The sequence below is a fragment of the Sphingomonas lycopersici genome, assembly GCF_026130605.1.
Classification (GTDB): Bacteria; Pseudomonadota; Alphaproteobacteria; order Sphingomonadales; family Sphingomonadaceae; genus Sphingomonas; species Sphingomonas lycopersici.
In genome coordinates this window covers 579,130-597,302 of record NZ_JANFAU010000002.1, presented here as the reverse complement: position 1 = coordinate 597,302, position 18,173 = coordinate 579,130, and the positions used below count along the sequence as shown (strand labels likewise).

At 66.3% G+C, this 18,173-nt stretch carries 17 protein-coding genes; 9 read left to right on the top strand and 8 right to left on the bottom strand.

Annotated elements, in window-relative coordinates:
• Positions 1 to 6 precede the first annotated feature (6 nt).
• From glmU to glmS, 4 genes are all read left to right on the top strand, one after another.
• The gene (glmU, locus tag NED98_RS06075) at positions 7 to 1,371 is read left to right on the top strand and encodes a bifunctional UDP-N-acetylglucosamine diphosphorylase/glucosamine-1-phosphate N-acetyltransferase GlmU (RefSeq protein WP_265312240.1); all 1,365 of its coding nucleotides are present in this window, start codon (positions 7 to 9) and stop codon (positions 1,369 to 1,371) included.
• Between the two features lie 147 nt (positions 1,372 to 1,518).
• Positions 1,519 to 1,743: a ribbon-helix-helix protein, CopG family gene (locus tag NED98_RS06070; RefSeq protein ID WP_218850069.1), complete on the top strand. Its 225-nt coding sequence runs from the start codon at positions 1,519 to 1,521 to the stop codon at positions 1,741 to 1,743.
• Between the two features lie 5 nt (positions 1,744 to 1,748).
• The gene (locus NED98_RS06065) at positions 1,749 to 2,114 is read left to right on the top strand and encodes a type II toxin-antitoxin system VapC family toxin (protein WP_179511906.1); all 366 of its coding nucleotides are present in this window, start codon (positions 1,749 to 1,751) and stop codon (positions 2,112 to 2,114) included.
• Positions 2,115 to 2,130: 16 nt separating this feature from the next.
• Entirely contained in the window at positions 2,131 to 3,954 is a 1,824-nt protein-coding gene (glmS, locus tag NED98_RS06060) for a glutamine--fructose-6-phosphate transaminase (isomerizing) (protein ID WP_265312239.1), read from the top strand.
• Positions 3,955 to 4,076: 122 nt separating this feature from the next.
• On the opposite strand, the gene NED98_RS06055 is transcribed toward glmS, so the two are convergent.
• The 6 genes from NED98_RS06055 to alr all read right to left on the bottom strand — a co-directional run bounded on the left by NED98_RS06055 (position 4,077) and on the right by alr (position 11,243).
• The gene (locus NED98_RS06055) at positions 4,077 to 5,036 is read right to left on the bottom strand and encodes a threonine dehydratase (RefSeq protein ID WP_265312238.1); all 960 of its coding nucleotides are present in this window, start codon (positions 5,034 to 5,036) and stop codon (positions 4,077 to 4,079) included.
• A gap of 136 nt (positions 5,037 to 5,172) precedes the next feature.
• Positions 5,173 to 6,111 carry an ornithine cyclodeaminase family protein gene (locus tag NED98_RS06050; RefSeq protein ID WP_265312237.1) on the bottom strand — a complete coding sequence of 313 codons (939 nt, stop codon included), beginning with the start codon at positions 6,109 to 6,111 and terminating at the stop codon, positions 5,173 to 5,175.
• Positions 6,112 to 6,115: 4 nt separating this feature from the next.
• Positions 6,116 to 7,255 (bottom strand): dipeptidase, encoded by a 1,140-nt coding sequence (locus NED98_RS06045; RefSeq protein ID WP_265312236.1) that lies wholly within the window; start codon positions 7,253 to 7,255, stop codon positions 6,116 to 6,118.
• Positions 7,245 to 8,570 carry an amidohydrolase family protein gene (locus NED98_RS06040; protein ID WP_265312235.1) on the bottom strand — a complete coding sequence of 442 codons (1,326 nt, stop codon included), beginning with the start codon at positions 8,568 to 8,570 and terminating at the stop codon, positions 7,245 to 7,247. The genes NED98_RS06045 and NED98_RS06040 overlap by 11 nt, the downstream gene beginning before the upstream one ends.
• Positions 8,571 to 8,874: 304 nt before the next feature.
• The gene (locus NED98_RS06035) at positions 8,875 to 10,131 is read right to left on the bottom strand and encodes a D-amino acid dehydrogenase (RefSeq protein WP_265312234.1); all 1,257 of its coding nucleotides are present in this window, start codon (positions 10,129 to 10,131) and stop codon (positions 8,875 to 8,877) included.
• Positions 10,122 to 11,243, bottom strand: coding sequence for an alanine racemase (alr, locus tag NED98_RS06030; protein ID WP_265312233.1), 1,122 nt, complete (start codon positions 11,241 to 11,243; stop codon positions 10,122 to 10,124). The genes NED98_RS06035 and alr overlap by 10 nt, the downstream gene beginning before the upstream one ends.
• Positions 11,244 to 11,362: 119 nt before the next feature.
• On the opposite strand from alr, the gene NED98_RS06025 reads away from it, so the two are divergent.
• The gene (locus NED98_RS06025; RefSeq protein ID WP_265312232.1) at positions 11,363 to 11,809 is read left to right on the top strand and encodes an Lrp/AsnC family transcriptional regulator; all 447 of its coding nucleotides are present in this window, start codon (positions 11,363 to 11,365) and stop codon (positions 11,807 to 11,809) included.
• 194 nt (positions 11,810 to 12,003) lie between these two features.
• Positions 12,004 to 12,417, top strand: coding sequence for a nucleoside diphosphate kinase regulator (gene rnk / locus NED98_RS06020; protein WP_265268239.1), 414 nt, complete (start codon positions 12,004 to 12,006; stop codon positions 12,415 to 12,417).
• A gap of 209 nt (positions 12,418 to 12,626) precedes the next feature.
• On the opposite strand, the gene NED98_RS06015 is transcribed toward rnk, so the two are convergent.
• On the bottom strand, positions 12,627 to 12,887 hold the full coding sequence (locus NED98_RS06015; protein ID WP_174837569.1) for an SWIB/MDM2 domain-containing protein: 261 nt from the start codon (positions 12,885 to 12,887) through the stop codon (positions 12,627 to 12,629).
• A gap of 192 nt (positions 12,888 to 13,079) precedes the next feature.
• The gene (locus tag NED98_RS06010; RefSeq protein WP_265312231.1) at positions 13,080 to 16,052 is read right to left on the bottom strand and encodes a TonB-dependent receptor; all 2,973 of its coding nucleotides are present in this window, start codon (positions 16,050 to 16,052) and stop codon (positions 13,080 to 13,082) included.
• Between the two features lie 225 nt (positions 16,053 to 16,277).
• On the opposite strand from NED98_RS06010, the gene folE reads away from it, so the two are divergent.
• The 3 genes from folE to NED98_RS05995 are packed head-to-tail and all read left to right on the top strand — an operon-like array spanning position 16,278 to position 17,981.
• Positions 16,278 to 16,892, top strand: a complete 615-nt coding sequence (gene folE / locus NED98_RS06005) for a GTP cyclohydrolase I FolE (protein WP_265268241.1) — start codon at positions 16,278 to 16,280, stop codon at positions 16,890 to 16,892.
• Complete coding sequence (locus NED98_RS06000) at positions 16,889 to 17,638, top strand: SDR family oxidoreductase (protein WP_265312230.1); 750 nt, start codon at positions 16,889 to 16,891, stop codon at positions 17,636 to 17,638. Before folE ends, NED98_RS06000 begins: the two co-directional genes overlap by 4 nt.
• Entirely contained in the window at positions 17,631 to 17,981 is a 351-nt protein-coding gene (locus tag NED98_RS05995) for a dihydroneopterin aldolase (protein ID WP_179511894.1), read from the top strand. Before NED98_RS06000 ends, NED98_RS05995 begins: the two co-directional genes overlap by 8 nt.
• Positions 17,982 to 18,173: the final 192 nt, after the last annotated feature.

Sequence of the window (18,173 nt, the reverse complement as noted above, 5' to 3'; positions counted from 1 at the left end):
TCTTTTATGAACGACAAACCGTCTGCCGCTCCGATCGCCGCCATCGTCCTCGCCGCGGGCAAGGGCACGCGGATGAAGTCCGATCTGCACAAAGTGCTCCATCCGCTCGCCGGGCGGCCGATGCTGCTGCATCTGCTGGACAATGTTGCGGCACTGGCGCCGGCACGCACCGTGGTGGTGGTCGGTGCCGGGCGGGCGCAGGTCGAGGCGGCGGTTGCCCCGCTCGGCGCGGAGGTGGTGCATCAGACGGAACAGCTCGGCACCGCGCATGCGGTGCGCCAGGCGGAGACGGCGCTGGGCGGGTTCGCGGGCGATGTGCTTGTTCTCTATGGCGATGTGCCGCTGATCGGGACGGCGACGATGCGCGAGATGCTCGATCGGCTCCACGCCGCCGACCGCCCCGCCGCGGTCGTACTCGGCTTCCGGCCGCTCGATCCCGCGGCTTATGGCCGGATCGTCGCCGGCCCCGACGGGCGGATCGTCAAGATGGTCGAATATAAGGATGCGACGCCTGAAGAACGCGCTGTAAATCTTTGTAACTCGGGCCTGATGGCGGTGCGCGGCGAGGATCTGTTCGCGCTGCTCGCGCGAGTCGGCAACGACAATGCGGCGGGCGAATTCTATCTTCCCGATATCGTGATGCTCGCCGCTGCCGACGGGCGCGCGTCGGCGGTGATCGAGACGGGCGAGGCCGAGGTCGCCGGGGTCAACAGCCGCGCCGAACTCGCGACGGTGGAGCGGGCGTGGCAGGATCGCCGCCGCGCCGAGGCGATGGCCGACGGCGCGACACTGATCGCGCCCGAGACGGTGTGGTTCGCTTACGATACCAAGGTCGGCCGCGATGTGACGATCGAACCCAATGTGGTGTTCGGCCCCGGGGTGACGATCGCCGACGGCGCGATCATCCACGCCTTCAGCCATCTCGAGGGCGCCAGCGTCGGCCCGGGCTGTTCGGTCGGCCCCTATGCGCGGCTCCGCCCCGGCGCGGTGATGGAGGCCAAATCGCGGGTCGGCAATTTCGTCGAGATGAAGAAAGCGGTGCTCGGCGAGGGCGCCAAGGCCAACCATCTGACCTATCTCGGCGATGCCGAGATCGGCGCCGGTGCCAATATCGGTGCGGGCACGATTACATGCAATTACGACGGTTTCTTCAAATATAAGACCAAGATCGGCGCGGGGGCGTTCATCGGCTCCAATTCGGCGCTGGTCGCCCCGGTGACGATCGGGGACGGCGCGATCGTCGGCGCCGGCTCGGTAGTGACGCGGGAGGTGAGCGCCGACGCGCTCGCGCTCGTCCGCCCGGCGCAGGAAGAAAAGCCGGGCTGGGCCGCGCGCTTCCGCGAGAAGATGATCGCGCGGAAGAAAGGTTGAAATGATATCGCGATATGATATCTAGATATCATATCTGCCCCGTTCGGGCTGGGCTTGTCGAAGCCCTGCATTTCCTTCCGATGAAGAGGTGCAGCCCTTCGACAAGCTCAGAGCGAACGGAGATTGAGTCGATAAGTTACGGTAATCATGCGCACTTTAGTCGACATTCCTGATGAGGATATCGAATGGCTCGATCGCCGTGCGGCCGAGCAGGGCAAGTCGCGCGCTGCGCTGGTGCGCGAGGCGGTGGCCGCGTTTCGTGCCGAGGTCGGGGGCGATTGGATCGCGCGCGGCGCGGGCTATTGGCGTGCGCGGCGCGATATCGGCGATGCGGTCGACTATCAGCGCGCGATGCGTGACGATCGCGGCTGACCGGCGTGTCCGACCCGTTCTTCGACACCAATATCCTGGTCGACTGGCTGTTCGGCCGCGCCGAGGCGATCGGCGAGCTCGGGCGCTATTCGCGGCATCGCATCAGCCGCATCGTCTGGACCGAATTGCTCGCCGGCGAGCCGCCGGAGACGCGCAGCGAGATCCAGGCGCTGCTCCAGCCGTTCGAGGTGGTGGAAATCGACCAGCGCATCGCCAGATTGGCGGCGGACATCCGCCAGCGGATGCGGATGACCTTGCTCGATGCCTTCATCCTGGCGACGGCGCAGGTTAATGGGGCGATCCTGGTAACGCGTAATACCAAAGACTTTCCGGCGACGATGCCGGGGGTCCGCATTCCCTACACACTCTAGATGATCGAGGCGTTTCATGTGCGGCATCGTAGGCATTCTGGGCAAGGAAGACGTGGCGGAGCGATTGCTCGACGGGCTGCGGCGGCTGGAATATCGCGGCTATGATTCCGCCGGGGTCGCCACCGTTCACGACGGGGTGATCGATCGTCGCCGCGCCTCGGGGAAACTGGTCAATCTGGCGCGCGAGCTTGCCGCCAATCCGCTGCCCGGCACGGTCGGGATCGCGCATACCCGCTGGGCGACCCACGGCGGCCCGACGACCAACAATGCGCACCCGCACGCGACCGATCACGTCGCAGTGGTCCACAATGGAATTATCGAGAATTTCAAGTCGTTGCGCGAGGAACTTATCGCGCGCGGTCGGGTCTTCACCAGTGAGACCGATACCGAGGTGGTTGCGCATCTGGTGAGCGAGAAGGTCGAGGCCGGGCTCGCCCCGGCCGAGGCGGTGCGCGAAATCCTGCCGCGGCTCCACGGCGCCTTTGCGCTGGCGATCCTGTTCCGCGATTACCCCGACATGCTGATCGGCGCGCGGCTCGGCTCGCCGTTGGTGGTGGGCTATGGCGACGGCGAGACCTATCTTGGCTCCGACGCGCTGGCGCTGGCGCCGCTGACCCAGCGGATCGCCTATCTCGAGGAGGGCGATTGGGTCATCTGCACCCGGGACAGCGCCGAGGTGTTCGATCGCGACAATACCCCCGTCGAGCGCGCGGTGACGATCTCCGGGGTGACCGGGGCGCTGATCGACAAGGGCAACCACCGTCATTTCATGCAGAAGGAGATTTACGAGCAGCCGATCGTCGTCGCCCAGACGCTGCGCGCCTATCTCCAGCGGATGGAGGATCGCGTCACGCTGCCGATCCCCGATTACGATCTGTCGTCGATCAAGCGCGTGACGATCGTCGCCTGCGGCACGAGCTTCTACGCCGGGATGGTCGCCAAATATTGGTTCGAGCAATTCGCGCGGGTGCCGGTCGACCTCGATGTCGCATCCGAATTCCGCTATCGCACGCCGGTAATGGAGCCGGGCGGGCTGATGATCGTCATCAGCCAATCGGGCGAGACCGCGGATACGCTCGCCGCGCTGCGCCACGCGCGCAGCGAGGGGCAGACGATCGCCGCGGTGGTCAATGTCCCGACGAGCACGATGGCGCGCGAGGCAGACCTGCTGCTCCCCACCCACGCCGGGCCGGAGATCGGGGTCGCCTCGACCAAGGCGTTCACCTGTCAGCTCGCGGTGCTCGCCGCGCTTGCCGCCAATCTCGCGCGCGCCAAGGGCAGATTGACCCCGGCGGACGAGAAGGCGATCGTCAAGCATCTGGCGCAGGCGCCGGCGGCGCTCAACGCCGCGCTCGCTTATGACGAGGCGATCGAGGCGATGGCGGGCGCGGTCGCGGGGGCGCGCGACGTGCTTTATCTTGGCCGCGGGACGGACTATCCGCTGGCGCTGGAGGGCGCGTTAAAGCTCAAGGAAATCAGCTATATCCACGCCGAAGGTTATGCGGCGGGGGAGATGAAGCACGGCCCGATCGCGCTGATCGACGAGAATGTCCCGGTGATCGTCATCGCGCCGAGCGGGCCGCTGTTCGACAAGACCGTCAGCAACATGCAGGAAGTGCAGGCGCGCGGCGGCAAGGTGGTGCTGATCAGCGACTATGACGGGGTCGAGGCGGCGGGCGAGGGGTGCCTCGCGACGATCACGATGCCCAAGGTCCACCCGCTGATCGCGCCTTTGGTCTATGCCGTGCCGGTGCAATTGCTCGCCTATCACGTCGCGGTGGCCAAGGGCACCGATGTCGATCAGCCGCGCAACCTGGCGAAATCGGTGACGGTGGAGTGATCCCTTCTCGTCATTCCCGCGAAGGCGGGAATCCATTCACGCAGGTCTGGCGTTAGAATCGCACCCTCAGCGTCAATGGATTCCCGCCTTCGCGGGAATGACGGAAATTAAGGAATAGCGACTCAGTCCCCCGCCAGAATCCAGCGGCTGAACAGCGCGAGATCGATATTCCCGCCGCTCAGCGGGAGCCCGACGCAGCGACCGGCGAGCTGGTCGCGCTCCTGCACTACCGCGGCGAGCGCGGCGGCGCCGGCGCCCTCGGCGAGATTGTGGGTGTCGGCCCAGTAAGCGCGCACCGCATCGGCGATCTCGGCATCGTTGACGGTAACGATCCGCGACACCCCGGCGCGGATGATATCGAGCGCGGCTGGGTCGGGAATCCGCACCGCCAGCCCGTCGGCGCGGGTGTCGGCCGAGGGGATCTCGACCGGCTCGCCGGCCTCCAGCGACCGAGCGTAAGCGGGGGCGTGGGTGCTCTGCACCCCGACGATCTCGGTCTTGCGGCCGAGCAGATCGCGTACGCGGATCGCGCCGCAGATGCTCGAACCCAGCCCGATCGGGACATAGAGGATATCGATATCGGGCGCGGCGCTGAGCAGCTCATAGGCCCAGGTCGCGACCCCGGTGACCAGATCGCGGTGGAACGAGGGGGCGAACCACAGATCCTGTTCGTCGGCGAGCCGGACCGCCTCGACCTTGGCGGCGTCGAAATCATTGCCATGCTCGATCAGCGTCGCGCCGAATGCGCGCATCGCGTCATTCTTCTCGACGCTGTTGCCGCGTGGGACGACGATCGTCACCGGCACCCCGAAATGCCGCCCGGCGAGCGCGAGCGACTGGCCGTGGTTGCCGCGCGTCGCCGAGATCAGCCCGTTGGGCGCGAGGCCTTCGCGCGCGAGGCGCTCGACATGGACGAGCCCGCCGCGCACCTTGAACGCGCCGGTCGGCAAATGGTTTTCGTGCTTGATCCAGGTGGTCGTGCCGACCCGCGCGGCGAGCGTCGGCCAGGCATAATGCAACGTTTCGGGGAGCATGCTGCGGACGAGCCGATGCGCGCGCTCCAATTCCTCGATCGTGAACAAGTGGGTCTCCCGTGAAATAGCGCCGCTGGGGCAGGTCGTCGCTCTTGCCGTCCTCCGGAGCCACAAACACGGCCGCGTGTGGCGCTGGATGCCGGATCAGGTCCGGCATGACGAGATAAATTGAGTGTCGGCCGCCCTATGCCAGCTTGCGATAGAGATAGGCCGCGCAGGCCAGATCCTGCACGATCGAGCCGAGCGACTTGTAGATCGTGATCTCGCGCGCGTCGCGTCGGCCTTGCACCGCGCCGGCATAGACTGCGCCGATTTCCGGCAGGACATGATCGTCGGCAACCAGCCCGGCCTGTTTCGCGCGCAGGAACTCCGCGCCCTGCGCCAGCACGCCCTCGCGATGATCGGGGAAGAAGCGCGCGCGGCGGACGAGCGCGCCGTCGATCTCCGCCGGGCCGGCGCGGCTCGATCCGACCAGGTTGAGATGGGTGCCCGGCGCGATATCGTCGCCGGTAAGGATCGGTTCGGCGGCGGCGGTGGTGGTGCAGACGATATCGGCGTCGCGCACCGCCTCCGCGGGATCGCGCGCGACCTCGACCGGCAGCGGGAGCGTTTCGGCGATCCGCCCGGCGAGCCCGGCGGCCTTCTCCATGTCGCGGCCCCACAAGATGATGCGGTCGAGCGGCCGGATGTGGCGGATCGCCAGCGCATGTTGCCACGCCTGTTCGCCGGTGCCGAGGATCGCGAGCCGCGTCGCATCGGCGCGCGCCAGCGCATCGGTCGCGGCGGCGGAGGCGCAGGCGGTGCGGATCGCGGTGACCTCGCCGGCATCGACGACGCAGACCGGCGCGCCGCTGTCGCGGTCGAACAGCAGGATCGCGCCCTGATGCGACCGCCCCTTCGCGGCAGCGGCCGGGAAGACGCTCACCACTTTCGCGCCGAACCCCGCGCCCTCCAGCGCGCCGGGCATCACCCCGAAGGCATCGCCGCCGCCGAGATCGATGATCCCGCGCAGCAATTGCTGCGAGCGCCCTTCGGACAGGGCGATCATCGCCTCGCGCATCAGCGCGATGCAGCCGGAATGGTCGAGCGCGCGTGCGACCTTGTCCGCGCCGATCACGATCATCGCGTCAGCCGTCCCATATCGTCTCGGCGTAGCGCAGGAAGTTCAGCCCGAGGATCTTCTCCACGCGGCGCGGGGAATAGCCCTTGGCTTCGAGCAACCGCGCGAGCTTGCGGAACTGATCGGGGCCGCGCAGGTCGACGACGAAGGGATAGGTATCGGGGCGCTCGCCGGTGGCGCTGATCCCGGCGGCGCGGCGATCGGCGATCTCCTTGGCGAGCTTGGCCTCATAGACCTTGAGATCGTCGATCTGGGTCACCGTGCCGTCGGTGCCGATCCCGACATGATCCTCGCCGCACACGCTCACCGCATGATCGATATGCGCCACGACGTCCTCGGCACTGGCATGCCCGCTCTGGTTGAGGAACGGCATGAAATAAATCCCGACGAACCCGCCGCGCTCGGCGACCAGCCGCAATTCCGCATCGGTCTTGTTGCGCGGCAGATCGGTCAGCGCGCGGCAGCCGGTGTGGTTGATCGAGATCGGCGTGCGCGAGGCGCGCGCGGCGTCGAGACAGGTGCGCTCGCCGCTATGCGACAGATCGACCATCACCCGCCGGTCGTTCAATCGCGCGATCACCTCGCGGCCGAACGGGGTGAGCCCACGATTTTCGGGCGCCATCGATCCGTCGCCGAGCAGATTGGCGGGGTTGTAGGTAAGCTGGAACACCCGCACGCCGAGGTCGGCGAAGACATCGACCCGCGTCGCATCCTTGCCGAGCATCGCGCAATTCTGGAAGCCGTAGAGCAGCCCGACCTTCTTCTCCGCCTTGGCGCGGCGGATATCGGCGGCGGAGAGAATCTTGATCAGGTCGCGCGGATTGTCGCGGATCATCCGGTCGGTCGTCGCGATATCGCGCACGGTGTCCTCGAACGGCTCCTCGGGGCCGGCGACATAGCCGAGCGTGATGTTGATCGCGGTCACCCCGGAGGCGTGCGCGTCCGCCAGCACGCGCTGGCTGATCGCGCTGCGCGTGCCGTCGGGCGGGCTATTGGGGTCGCCGAGCCCGCCGAGCGCATTGACGACGATCCAGTCGGCGATCGGATCGCCGCCTGCCTCAGCCGCCGCCAGCACCGGCGCCGAGACCATGCCCATTGCCGCGAGCGCGCTTGCGCGCGTCACGAAATCGCGTCGATCAATCGCCATCCTCATCCCCCAGTTCAGTTTTTGTGATCGGCCGGTAATCGGCGCGCGGATAGGCGCGGCCGCGTTTCACCGTCATCTCGATCGCGCGGATATTGGCGATATCCGCGAGCGGGTCGCGCGTCAGCACGACGAAATTGGCGAGTTTGCCCGGCTCGATCGACCCCATGTCGCGCGCCTGCCCCGCCGCCTCGGCGCCGATCAGCGTCGCCGACCGGATCACCTGGAGCGCGGGCATCCCCACGTCGCGCGCGAGGAACAGCAGTTCCTCGTGCACCTCGGGCCATTGCTGGTCGGCGCCAAGCGAAAAATCGGTGCCGGTCGAGATCGGCACGCCCGCGCGCCACGCCTGTTGTGTCAGCCGAATGGTGGCCGGCCCGGTGCAGCGGTGCCCCTTGCCGGGGCGCACGAACAGGCTGCCGGTCGCATCGAGGATCGTGCCGCGCCTCAGCATCTCGCGATAGAGGCCCGCGATCACCGGATCGTCGCCCTTCTTCGCCAGCAACGCCTCGTTGACCGGGGTGTGATCCTCATAAGCGGCGAGCATCACCGGCGCGGCCTGATAGGCGAGATAGCAGACGTGGCTTACGCTGTCGGGGCCGGCGGCGATCACGTCGGCGGGGCGGGTGGGGAAGACCGCGCTATGCGCCCACACCCGGATATTCTGGCGATGCGCCTCCGCGGTGATCGCCTTGACCAGCCGTGGCGGAAGATCGGCGTAGATCTTGATCGCGGTGGCCGAGGTGCCGCGCGCCAGCGTCACCGCGGCGGGCAGATCGGTGGCGTCGTCGATCGACTGCATCCACGGCGCGGTTCCGGGCCTGGCGCCGACCGATACCGCGAGCACGCGCTTGTCCTGGAAGAACGGCGGCCCGGCCATCAGGGCGGCATAATAGATATCGGGCGCGGGAATCTCCCCGGTCAGCGCCTCGCGGCTCAACTCGCCGACCGGGCGCAGGTCGTCGGCCATGTCGCGCACCGCGGTGACCCCGCCGAACAGGTTGCGGCGGAGCAGCGCCTTGGCGCGGACATTGTTGGGCGGGGTGGCGAGATGGACGTGGCTGTCGATCAGCCCGGGGATGACATAACGCCCGGCGAGATCGACCTGTCGCGCGGTCGCGCCCTCCGCGATCGTCCCGTGCGGCGCGATCGAGACGATCCGCTCGCCGCGGACGAGGATATCCTGATGCGGATGCGCCGGGGCGCCGGTGCCGTCGATCACGATGGCATCGGCGTAGAGCGTCAGATCGCTTTCCGCCGCGAGCGCGGGGGCGGCGAGGAGGCCGGCCGCCGCTATTCCCAGCGCAAACCGCGACAACTGCCGACGCCGGCGGGACGAACTATCGATGACCCCGTTCACCGGATTATCGCTAAGTGATGCTTGGGTTTTTTGCTAGGGGGCTAAGCAAATCCGGCACCCCACATCGTCATGCCAGCGAAAGCTGGCATCTCCCTCCACACGCGGATCGCTGGTGGATTGATTCAGACGGATGGTTCCCGCGTCTCTCAGCCGTCATGCCGGGAAAGGATTCCGGGACTCATCTGTTGTGTTCTCACCACTAGGGGCACGAGACCCCAGCTTTCGCTGGGGTGACGTGGGGAGGAGCAGCGGAGGTGGGGGTTCAACGATAGCGGTCGATCGCCAATCCTGCCGGGTCGACCGCCGGCTTGGTCCCGCCGATCAGGCTGGCGATCAGATGCCCCGAGCCGCAGCCCATCGTCCAGCCGAGCGTGCCGTGCCCGGTGTTGAGGAACAGATTGTCGACCGGGGTCGCGCCGATCACCGGCGGCCCGTCGGGGGTCATCGGGCGCAGGCCGCTCCAGTAATTGGTCTCGCCGTCGACGATCGCGCCGCCGGGGAACAGATCGGTGAGCGAGTGGAGCAAGGTCGCCTGCCGCCGCGCCGGGAGGCTGTTGTCGAACCCCGAAATCTCCGCCATCCCGCCGACGCGGACGCGGCTGCCCAGTCGGGTGATCGCGATCTTGTAGGTCTCGTCGAGCAAGGTCGAGACGGGCGCGCGATCCGGGTCCGCCACCGGCACGGTGATCGAATAGCCCTTCACCGGATAGACCGGCAGGCCGAGCCCGAACGGCTTGAGCAGCGCGGGGGAAAAGCTCGCGAGCGCGACGAGATAGGCGTCGCCGCGCACCAATCCGGCATTGGTCCTGACCCCCGACACGCGGCCGGCGTCGCGTTCCAGCGCCTCGATATTGGTGTTGTAGCGGAAGTCGACACCATTTGCCGCCAGCCAGTCGGCGAGCTGGCGGGTGAACATCTGGCAATCGCCGGTCTCGTCGCCGGGCAGCCGCAAGCCCCCGACGAACTTGTCGCTCGTCGCGGCGAGCCCCGGCTCGGCGCCTATGCAGCCGGCGCGGTCGAGCAATTCATACTCGACCCCGAAATCGTCGAGCACCGCCATGTCCTTGGCCGCGCCGGCGAGCTGCTTTTCGGTGCGGAACAGCTGGAGCGTGCCCTGCGCGCGCTCGTCATAGGCGATGCCGAGCTTCTCGCGCAGCACCTTCAATTCGTCGCGGCTGAATTCGGCGAGGCCGACCATCCGGCTCTTGTTGAGCGCATAGCGCACCTCGGTGCAGTTGCGCAGCATCATCGCCAGCCAGCGCAGCATCGCCGCATCGGGCTTGGGGCGCAGGATCAGCGGCGCGTGCTTCATCATCAGCCAGCGCACCGCCTTTTGCGGGATGCCCGGCGCGGCCCAGGGCGAGGCATAGCCGGGCGAAACCTCCCCGGCGTTGGCGAAGCTGGTTTCGAGCGCGGGGCCGGGCTGGCGATCGATCACCACCACCTCATGCCCGGCCTGCCGGAGATAATAAGCCGAGGTCACGCCGACCACGCCGGCGCCGAGAACGATCACGCGCATATCTGTGCTCCGTCGACATAGCGGCGTTCGTGGCGCCGGCCGAGCTGGGTGAGGATTTCATAAGCGATCGTCCCGGCCTCGCCGGCGACGTCGTCGAGCGTTTGCGAGGGCCCGAGCAGTTCGACGAAATCGCCTTCGGCCAGCGCCTCGTCGGGGAGCGCCGAGATGTCGACCGTCAGGCTGTCCATCGACACCCGCCCGGTGATCGGCAGCCGTGTGCCCTGATGCCAGACCGCGCCGACATTGCTGAGGTGGCGGGGCCAGCCGTCGGCATAGCCGATGCCGACCGTCGCCAGCCGGCGCCGCTCGGACGCGATGTAATCGAGGCCGTAGCCGACCCCGGTGCCGGCCTCGATCTCGCGGATCTGGATCACGCGCGCGGCGAGCGTCGCGACCGGGCGCAGCCCCTCGGCCAGCGCGCTCGGCGCGACGCCGTAGAGCGCGATGCCGGGGCGCGCGACGTCGCAATGGAATTCTTCGGGGAGGAATGAGCCGCCGCTGTTGGCGATCGAGGCGGGAACGCCGGGGAAACGCGCGCGCGCCAACGCGAACCGTGCGAGCTGGGCTTCGTTAGCGGAATTGCCGGGCGCGTCGGCGCAGGCGAGGTGGGTCATCAGCAGCCGCAGCGAGACCTCGCGGGGGAAGGCGGCGTCGTCGGCGAGCGTCGCCACCGACCTGGCGTCGAGGCCGAGCCGCGACATGCCGCTATCGACCTGCAGTGCCGCGGGCAGCGCCGTACCGCGCTCGCGCGCCAGTGTGCGCCAGCGCTCGACCTGGCTCAGCGAATTCAGCACCGGGATGAGGCCGTGATCGGCGCAAAGCCGCTCGCCGCCGGGGTCGACGCCGTTGAGGATGAGGATCTCGCTGCCGGCGCCGAGCGCTTCGCGCAGCGCGATCGCTTCGCCGAGCTGCGCGACGAAGAAGATGCCGCACCCGGCGTCGCGCAGCATCGGCGCGACCCGCGCCGCGCCGAGCCCATACGCATCGGCCTTGACCACCGCGCTGCACATCGCGGGAGCGATGCGCGCGGCGATCAGCCGGTAGTTATCTCGGATCGCCCCCAGATCGATCGTCAGCCGGCTCGAACTGGTGGGGCAAAGATGTTTCGCCATGAGCATCCTCCGAGTGCGGGAATGCCAGCGACCCGTTCGAATTCTCCGCCGATTTGTCGTGCATTGTTGCGTGGGATACGACATGACAGAATAATCTTCGATCAAATGGCATATTCTGCATGTCTACCCTCGACGAGGCCGACCGCCGTATCCTCACCCAGCTTCGCCTCAATGCGCGGATCACCAACAGCGCGCTGGCGGAGGCGGTGGGGCTCTCGCCTTCGGCCTGCCTGCGCCGGGTGAAGTTGCTCGAACAATCGGGGGTGATCCGCGGCTATACCGCGATCGTCGCCGGCGGTGCGCCCGACGAGGGGACGGTGGCGATCGTCCAGGTCGAGCTCGAACGGCAGACTGAGGAATATCTGCTCCGCTTCGAACGCGCGCTGCGCCAGCATCCCGAGGTGCGCGAATGGTATCTGATGACCGGGGCGGGGGATTATGTGCTGCGGGTGCAGATCGCGGGAATGGAGGAATATGCCGCCTTCCACCGCGACGTGCTGTCGCGGCTGCCGGGGGTGACGCGGATCACCTCGAGCTTCGCCATGCGCAGCCACCGTCATGCATGAGGTTTGACTTGAGCGCGCGCGGGGGACATCATCGCGCGATGCAGATCGAACGCTGCCTTTTTCGCTTTCGCCACCACGGGGGGCAGCTTCTCGCGGGCATTTAGCCCCGGGTTCCGGCGCGACATGCCCCGAACCCGGGGCACCCGATCAACCGGCGCGCGCGCCTCATTCTACCCCCGCGGAAAGCAAGCGACATGACGAGCAGCAAGGCGACCAAGCGTCCGCCGATCCATATGATCGACGAAGAAGCCGACAAATTGACCAATCTCGCGATCGGCGCCGAGGATCGGCTGCCCGAGGTGAGCGAGATGCTGCTGGAGGAAATCGGCCGCGCGCATATCCATCGCGCCGCGCGCATCCCCAGCGACGTGGTGACGATGCACGCCAGCGTCGAATTCATCGACGAGGCGAACGGCACGGCGCGCACCGTGCAACTGGTCTATCCGAAGGAGGCCGATATCTCGGCCGGGCGCGTTTCGATTCTCACCCCGGTGGGGGCGGGGCTGATCGGGCTGCGCGAAGGGCAATCGATCCTGTGGCCCGATCGCGAAGGGCATCGCCGCGCGCTGTCGATCGTCAAGGTGACGCAGGCGCCGCAGGCGGCCTGAGGGGTGCCCGTCGCGGGCCCCCCTCCGTTCGCCCTGAGCTTGTCGAAGGGCTGCACTTCTTCCTTCCGAAGAAAAGTACAGGACTTCGACAAGCTCAGCCCGAACGGTGAGAAGGGGGGCGGCTCAAGGCCGGGGTGACGATTGCCTGAGGCAATCACGCCCATAAAAAACGGCGCCGATCGAAACCGACCGGCGCCGAATGCTGAGTGTCAGGCCTTGACGTGCTGCGAGATGTACTTGTTCATCTCGAACATCGTCACCTTGTCCTTGCCGAAGACCTTCTTGAGCTTGTCGTCGGCGAGGATTTCACGCTTGTTCTCGGGATTCTGCAGCTTGTGCGACTTGATATAGTCCCACACCTTGCTGATCACCTGGCTGCGCGGCAGCTTGTCGTTGCCGACGATGGCGCCCAGCTCCGCCGAGGGCTGGACGGGAGCATGGATGCCGCCGCTCTTGGTAGTCGTAGCCATTGTATTCCTTCCTGTTGCGCCGGTTGACCGGCCTCTTTCGGAATCACGCCTTCTTGAGCGCGCGATGCTTGTGCGCCGCCTTTTTCCCGTTGTCACCTCCCTCAGAGGGGAAATGATAGGCTTTCGTCTCAGAGACTAGGCGGTTGAGGCAGAAATTCCGGCCCCGGCGCGATCCGGGGCCGGCGGAGAGGGTCAGAATTTGAACCCGGCGGCGACGCCGTAGCGGCGCGGTTCGAGCGTGAAGATATTGGTGAACAGGCCGGACGACTGATCGGTCACGTACATGCCGGTCGTGGCGCTGTTGTTGGTCAGGTTCTGAACGAAGCCGCGGATGTAGAAGCGGTCGTTCGGCCCGTTGATCTGCAGCTGTGCGTTGACCACCGCATAGCCCGGGATGCGATCGATCGGGTTCTTGTTGAAGATCGTCCCCCAGCTGTTGCCGGTATAGTTGAGGTCCGCGCGCGGCACGATCGACCATTCGCCGGCGTTGATCGTATATTGCGCGCCGACCGCCCATTTGTACGACGGGGCGTTGGGCAGGCTGTTGCCGCGGACGTTGGTTTCCACCCCGCTGGGATCGACGACGAACGGCAGCCCGCTGCGCGCGGCGGTGATCGCCAATTGCGAGCAGATCGAGAAGGCGCCGGTCGTGTTGGTGCCCGGGATCGGGGTGGTCGGCTGTAGGCCCACCGCTGAGTTGAACCCGTTGACGAAGGCATTGACCTGCGCCGCGGTAGCGGCCGAGCCCTTGGCCGGGCGGATCGCGCAGTTCGACGCGTTGGTGAGGTCCTTGATGATCACCGCGTCCGAACGGCCGCCCGACGGGTCGCGCGGATTGGCGAGATAGGTGTCGCCCGTCACCTTCGACTTCATATAGCTGAAGTTGGCGTTGACCACGAAGGCCGGGATCGGGCTGATGATCGCTTCCGCCTCGACGCCGTAGATATCGGCGTTGATATTGTCGTTGACCGAGGTGCGGGCGACGATGCGGCTGAGCTGCAGTCCCTTGTACTTATAGTAGAAGCCCGTGACGTTCAGCCGGAAGCGGCCGTGATCCCAGGTGTTTTTCGAGCCGATTTCGAACGAATCGACCTTTTCCGGCGCGAAGGTGGTGGGCACCGAGAACACCGGCGACAGCGGCGGATTGATGCCGCCCGATTTGTAGCCGCGCGAATAGGAGGCGTAGATCAGGTTGTTGTCGCTGATCTTGTAATCGAGCACCGCGCGGCCGGTGAGCCGCCCGAAGCTGACCGAGGTGGTGGCAAACGGTTGGTTGCCCGCCGTCGACGAGTCGAAGTCGTAGCTGCCGTTGCTCAGGAACGGATTGGCGTTGGTCGAGCCGTAAGGCACCAGCACGCTCGACGAGGCGCTGGCGACGATCGGATTGCCCTCTGCATTGAGCAGCGGGCCGGTTCCGGCGGCGTTGGGGACCACGGCGCTCTTGGTGTCGGAGATCAACGTGGTGCGCGCCGACACTTCCTTGTCGTCATGATTGTAGCGCAGCCCGAGCGTCAGCTTGAGCTTGTCGTTGAACTTGAAATAGGTTTCGCCGAACAAGCCATAGGATTTCAGGCGGAAATTCGGGGTGTTGTTGCGATAGAAGGGCGTCGCGGCGAAGGCCGCACCGCCGCTCTGCGCACCGCCCAGCAGGCCGGCGGCATAATCCAGCCCGAAGCTGTTGACGTAATAATCGGTATTGGTCGCCTTGCTGTCGAAATAGATGCCGCCGAGCAGGAAGTTGAACATCCCGTCGAACGAGCTGTCGATATGCGCTTCGGCCGAATATTGCCGGATCGTCGCGCGCGAGCGATCGAAGTCGAGGCTGGTCGGCGCGCAGACGCCGTTGCCGCCATAGACGCCCACGCCGTTCGGATCCGCCAGCGATTGGCACAATGAGCCCGGCCCGTTGGGGACGAGCGCGTTGCGCATCTTGCCGAACAATCCGCTCAGCGGGCCGCCCGGGCCGGCTGCGGCATAGAGCGTGTTGAGCCCGACATTTGTGGCATAGGAATTTTCGACCGCGAGGTTGTAATCGGAGGTCGAGTCGACGGTATTCTTCATATAGCCGCCGGTGATGTTGAGGCTCACCTGGCCGAAATTATGATAGATCTTCGCCATATATTGCTGTTCTTCGGCGAAATAGGTCGGCTGGTAATCGATGTTCACCGTGCGGACGTCGGCGGGGTTGACCACCCCGGCGAAGCTGTCGCGCGCCTGATAGACGCTGCCGAGGCCGAGCCCGGCCAGTGCCGGCGAAACCGCCAGCGAGAGGAATTCGCGGCTGGTGAGGATCGTCGCCAGCGTTGAATTGCCGTTGAGCGTCTGGTTGGTCAGCTTGTCGGGCAAGCAGCCCAGCACCCCGGTCGGGTCGCGGTGGCAGAGCTGTTTCTGGATGCGGCTGCGGTTGTCGCGCTCGTGGAAATAATAGCCGATCAAATCGACGCGGGTGTCGGCCGAGGGTTCCCACGACAAGGTGCCGCGCACCGAATAGAGGTCGCGCCCGTCGATGTTGCTGTTGGTGTAGAGGTTCTTGGTATAGCCGTCGCGGTTGAGCCAGGTGCCCGCGACGCGAATCCCCAGCGTGTCGCTGAGCGGCAGGTTGAACATGCCCTTCAGCCGCTTCGAATCATAATTGCCATATTCGAATTCACCCGCGGCGTGGATGCCCGAGAGATCCGGCTTGGCGGTGATGAAATTGACCACGCCCGAGGTCGCATTGCGGCCGAACAGCGTGCCCTGCGGCCCGCGCAGCACCTCGACGCGCTCGAGATCGAAGAACTCGCTTTCGAACAGGCGCGAGTTGAGCAGCGGCATGTCGTTGATGTGGATCGCGGTCGCGCTGTCGCAGGTCGTGCCGACGCACAGATCGCCGATGCCGCGGATCGTGAAGCTCGACGAGGTGAAGTTCGTCTTGGTGAAGGTGACGTTGGGCAGCGTCTGCTGCAGCGCGCTCGGATTGACGATCTGCTGCTTTTCCAGATTCTCCGAGGTGAAGGCGGAGACGGCGATCGGCACGTCCTGCAGCCGCTGCGACTGGCGCTGCGCGGTGACGACGATATCCTGGACGCCGGTCGCTGCCGTTTCGGTCGGGGCTTGCTGAGCCCATGCCGGAACGGCAAATGCCATCGTCAAAGCAGAAGCGGCGAGCAAAGTGGATTTTGTCATCGGCATCCCCCTCCATTGGGTCGCACCGGTCTTTGCCGGTTGCGGTTTGATGTTGCGGTATGGAGAGTAACGTTCGAATTTTTGCGCAGTCAAACGAAATCGGCCTGCGCGCGTAAAGGAGTTTTACAGGCTGTGTCCGAAAGGAAACAGTTGCATTTTGGAACCTGTTCATGACGCGTCGCGGGAATTTTTCGCAAATGCGGTATGATCGACGAGGAGAAGCCCGTGAAGAAATCCCCCCCCGCCGCGATCTTGGGGCCGGACGGCAAGCTCGAAGTGCCGGATGACGTAGCGGAAGCAGTGCGCACGCTGATCCGCTGGGCCGGGGACGATCCCAGCCGCGAAGGGCTGCTCGATACGCCGAAGCGCGTCGCGCGGGCGTGGCGCGAATATTGTTCCGGCTATGGCGACGACCCGGCGCATCACCTGTCGCGGATCTTCGAAGAAGTGGGCGGCTATGACGAGATCGTGCTGCTTAAGGACATTCCGTTCCAGTCGCATTGCGAGCATCATATGGCGCCGATCATCGGCAAGGCGCATATCGCTTACCTGCCGCGCAACCATGTCGTCGGCATCTCCAAGCTCGCCCGCGTGCTTCACGCCTTCGCGCGGCGGTTGCAGGTGCAGGAGCGGCTGACCGCGGAGGTCGCCGACTGCATCTGGAACGGGCTGAAGCCGCAGGGCGTCGCGGTGGTGATCGAGGCGAGCCACGCCTGCATGACTGCGCGCGGCGTGCGCACCCCCGGGGTCGCGATGGTCACCAGCCGGATGATGGGGGTGTTCCGCGAGGATGACCGCAGCCGCAAGGAGGTGCTGGCGCTGATGGGCCTCAAGGAGTGACGCCGCGGCGCGTGCTGGTGACGGGCGGGGCGAAGCGGCTGGGCGCGGCGATCGTCCGCGCGGTCGCAGCCGCCGGGCATCGGCCTGTCATTCATTATGGCGGCTCCGAATCGGAAGCGACGGCGCTCGCGGCCGAGACCGGCGCGGCGTTGGTGCAGGGCGACCTCGCCGACACCGCGGCGCTGCCGGCGATATTCGCGCGCGCGGTGGAGGCGGCGGGCGGGGTGATCGACGGGCTGGTCAACAGCGCGTCGACCTTCGTCTACGACCGGCCCGAGGCGATCGACCACCGGCTCGCGCTTCGGCTCCACGCGATCAACGCGCTCGCGCCGTCGGTCCTCGCGCAGGCGCTCGCGGCGCAGCCGGGGCTGGCGGACGGGGCGGTGGTCAATCTGCTCGACCAGAAGCTCGCCAATACCAACCCCGACTTCTTCTCGTACAGCCTGACCAAATATGCGCTGGCGGGGGCGACCGAGATGCTGGCGCTGGCGCTGGCGCCGCGGGTGCGGGTCAATGCGGTTTCCCCCGGGCTGACGCTGCCGAGCGGCGACCAGAGCGCGGCCGAATTCGCCGCGGTGGCGAGCGCCAACCTGCTCCGGCGGCCGGTCGATGCGGCGGAGGTGGCGCGGGCGGTGGTCTATCTGCTCGATGCGCGCAGCGTGACCGGGCAGAATCTGTTCGTCGATTGCGGACAGCGCTTTCTCAAGCGCGATTCCGATGTGATGTTCGAAGGGCGCAATGGCTGAATTCACCACGATATTGGAGGGGCTCGAGGTGCAGATGCAGCTCGGCATCCACCCGCACGAGGCGGTGCCGCAGCGCGTCCGCCTCACCGTCGAGATGACGGTCGACTATCCCGCCGCGCCGCACCACGATGCGATCGACGAGGTGCTCGACTATGATTTCATCCGCACCGGGATCCGCGCATTGGCCGAGGCGCGGGGTTTCGCGTTGCAGGAAACGTTGGTCGAGGCGGTCGCGGCCTTGTGCCTGGAGGACAAGCGGGTGCGGCGGGTGCGGGTGCGGTCGATGAAGCCCGACGTCTACCCCGATGCGGCGGTGGGGTGCGAGATCGTGCGCGGGCGGTAACAGCCCACCACCGTTCGCCCTGAGCTTGTCGAAGGACTGTCCTTCTTCCTTGGAAGAAAAGGGCAGGGCTTCGACAAGCTCAGCCCGAACGGAGCAGGGACACCGATCGTCGCCTTCCTGCCAACCCGCGAATTGCCAAGAGCGCCGCGCCCCCCTAAATGGCGCCCAAACCCAGCAGATGTGATCTTCGAC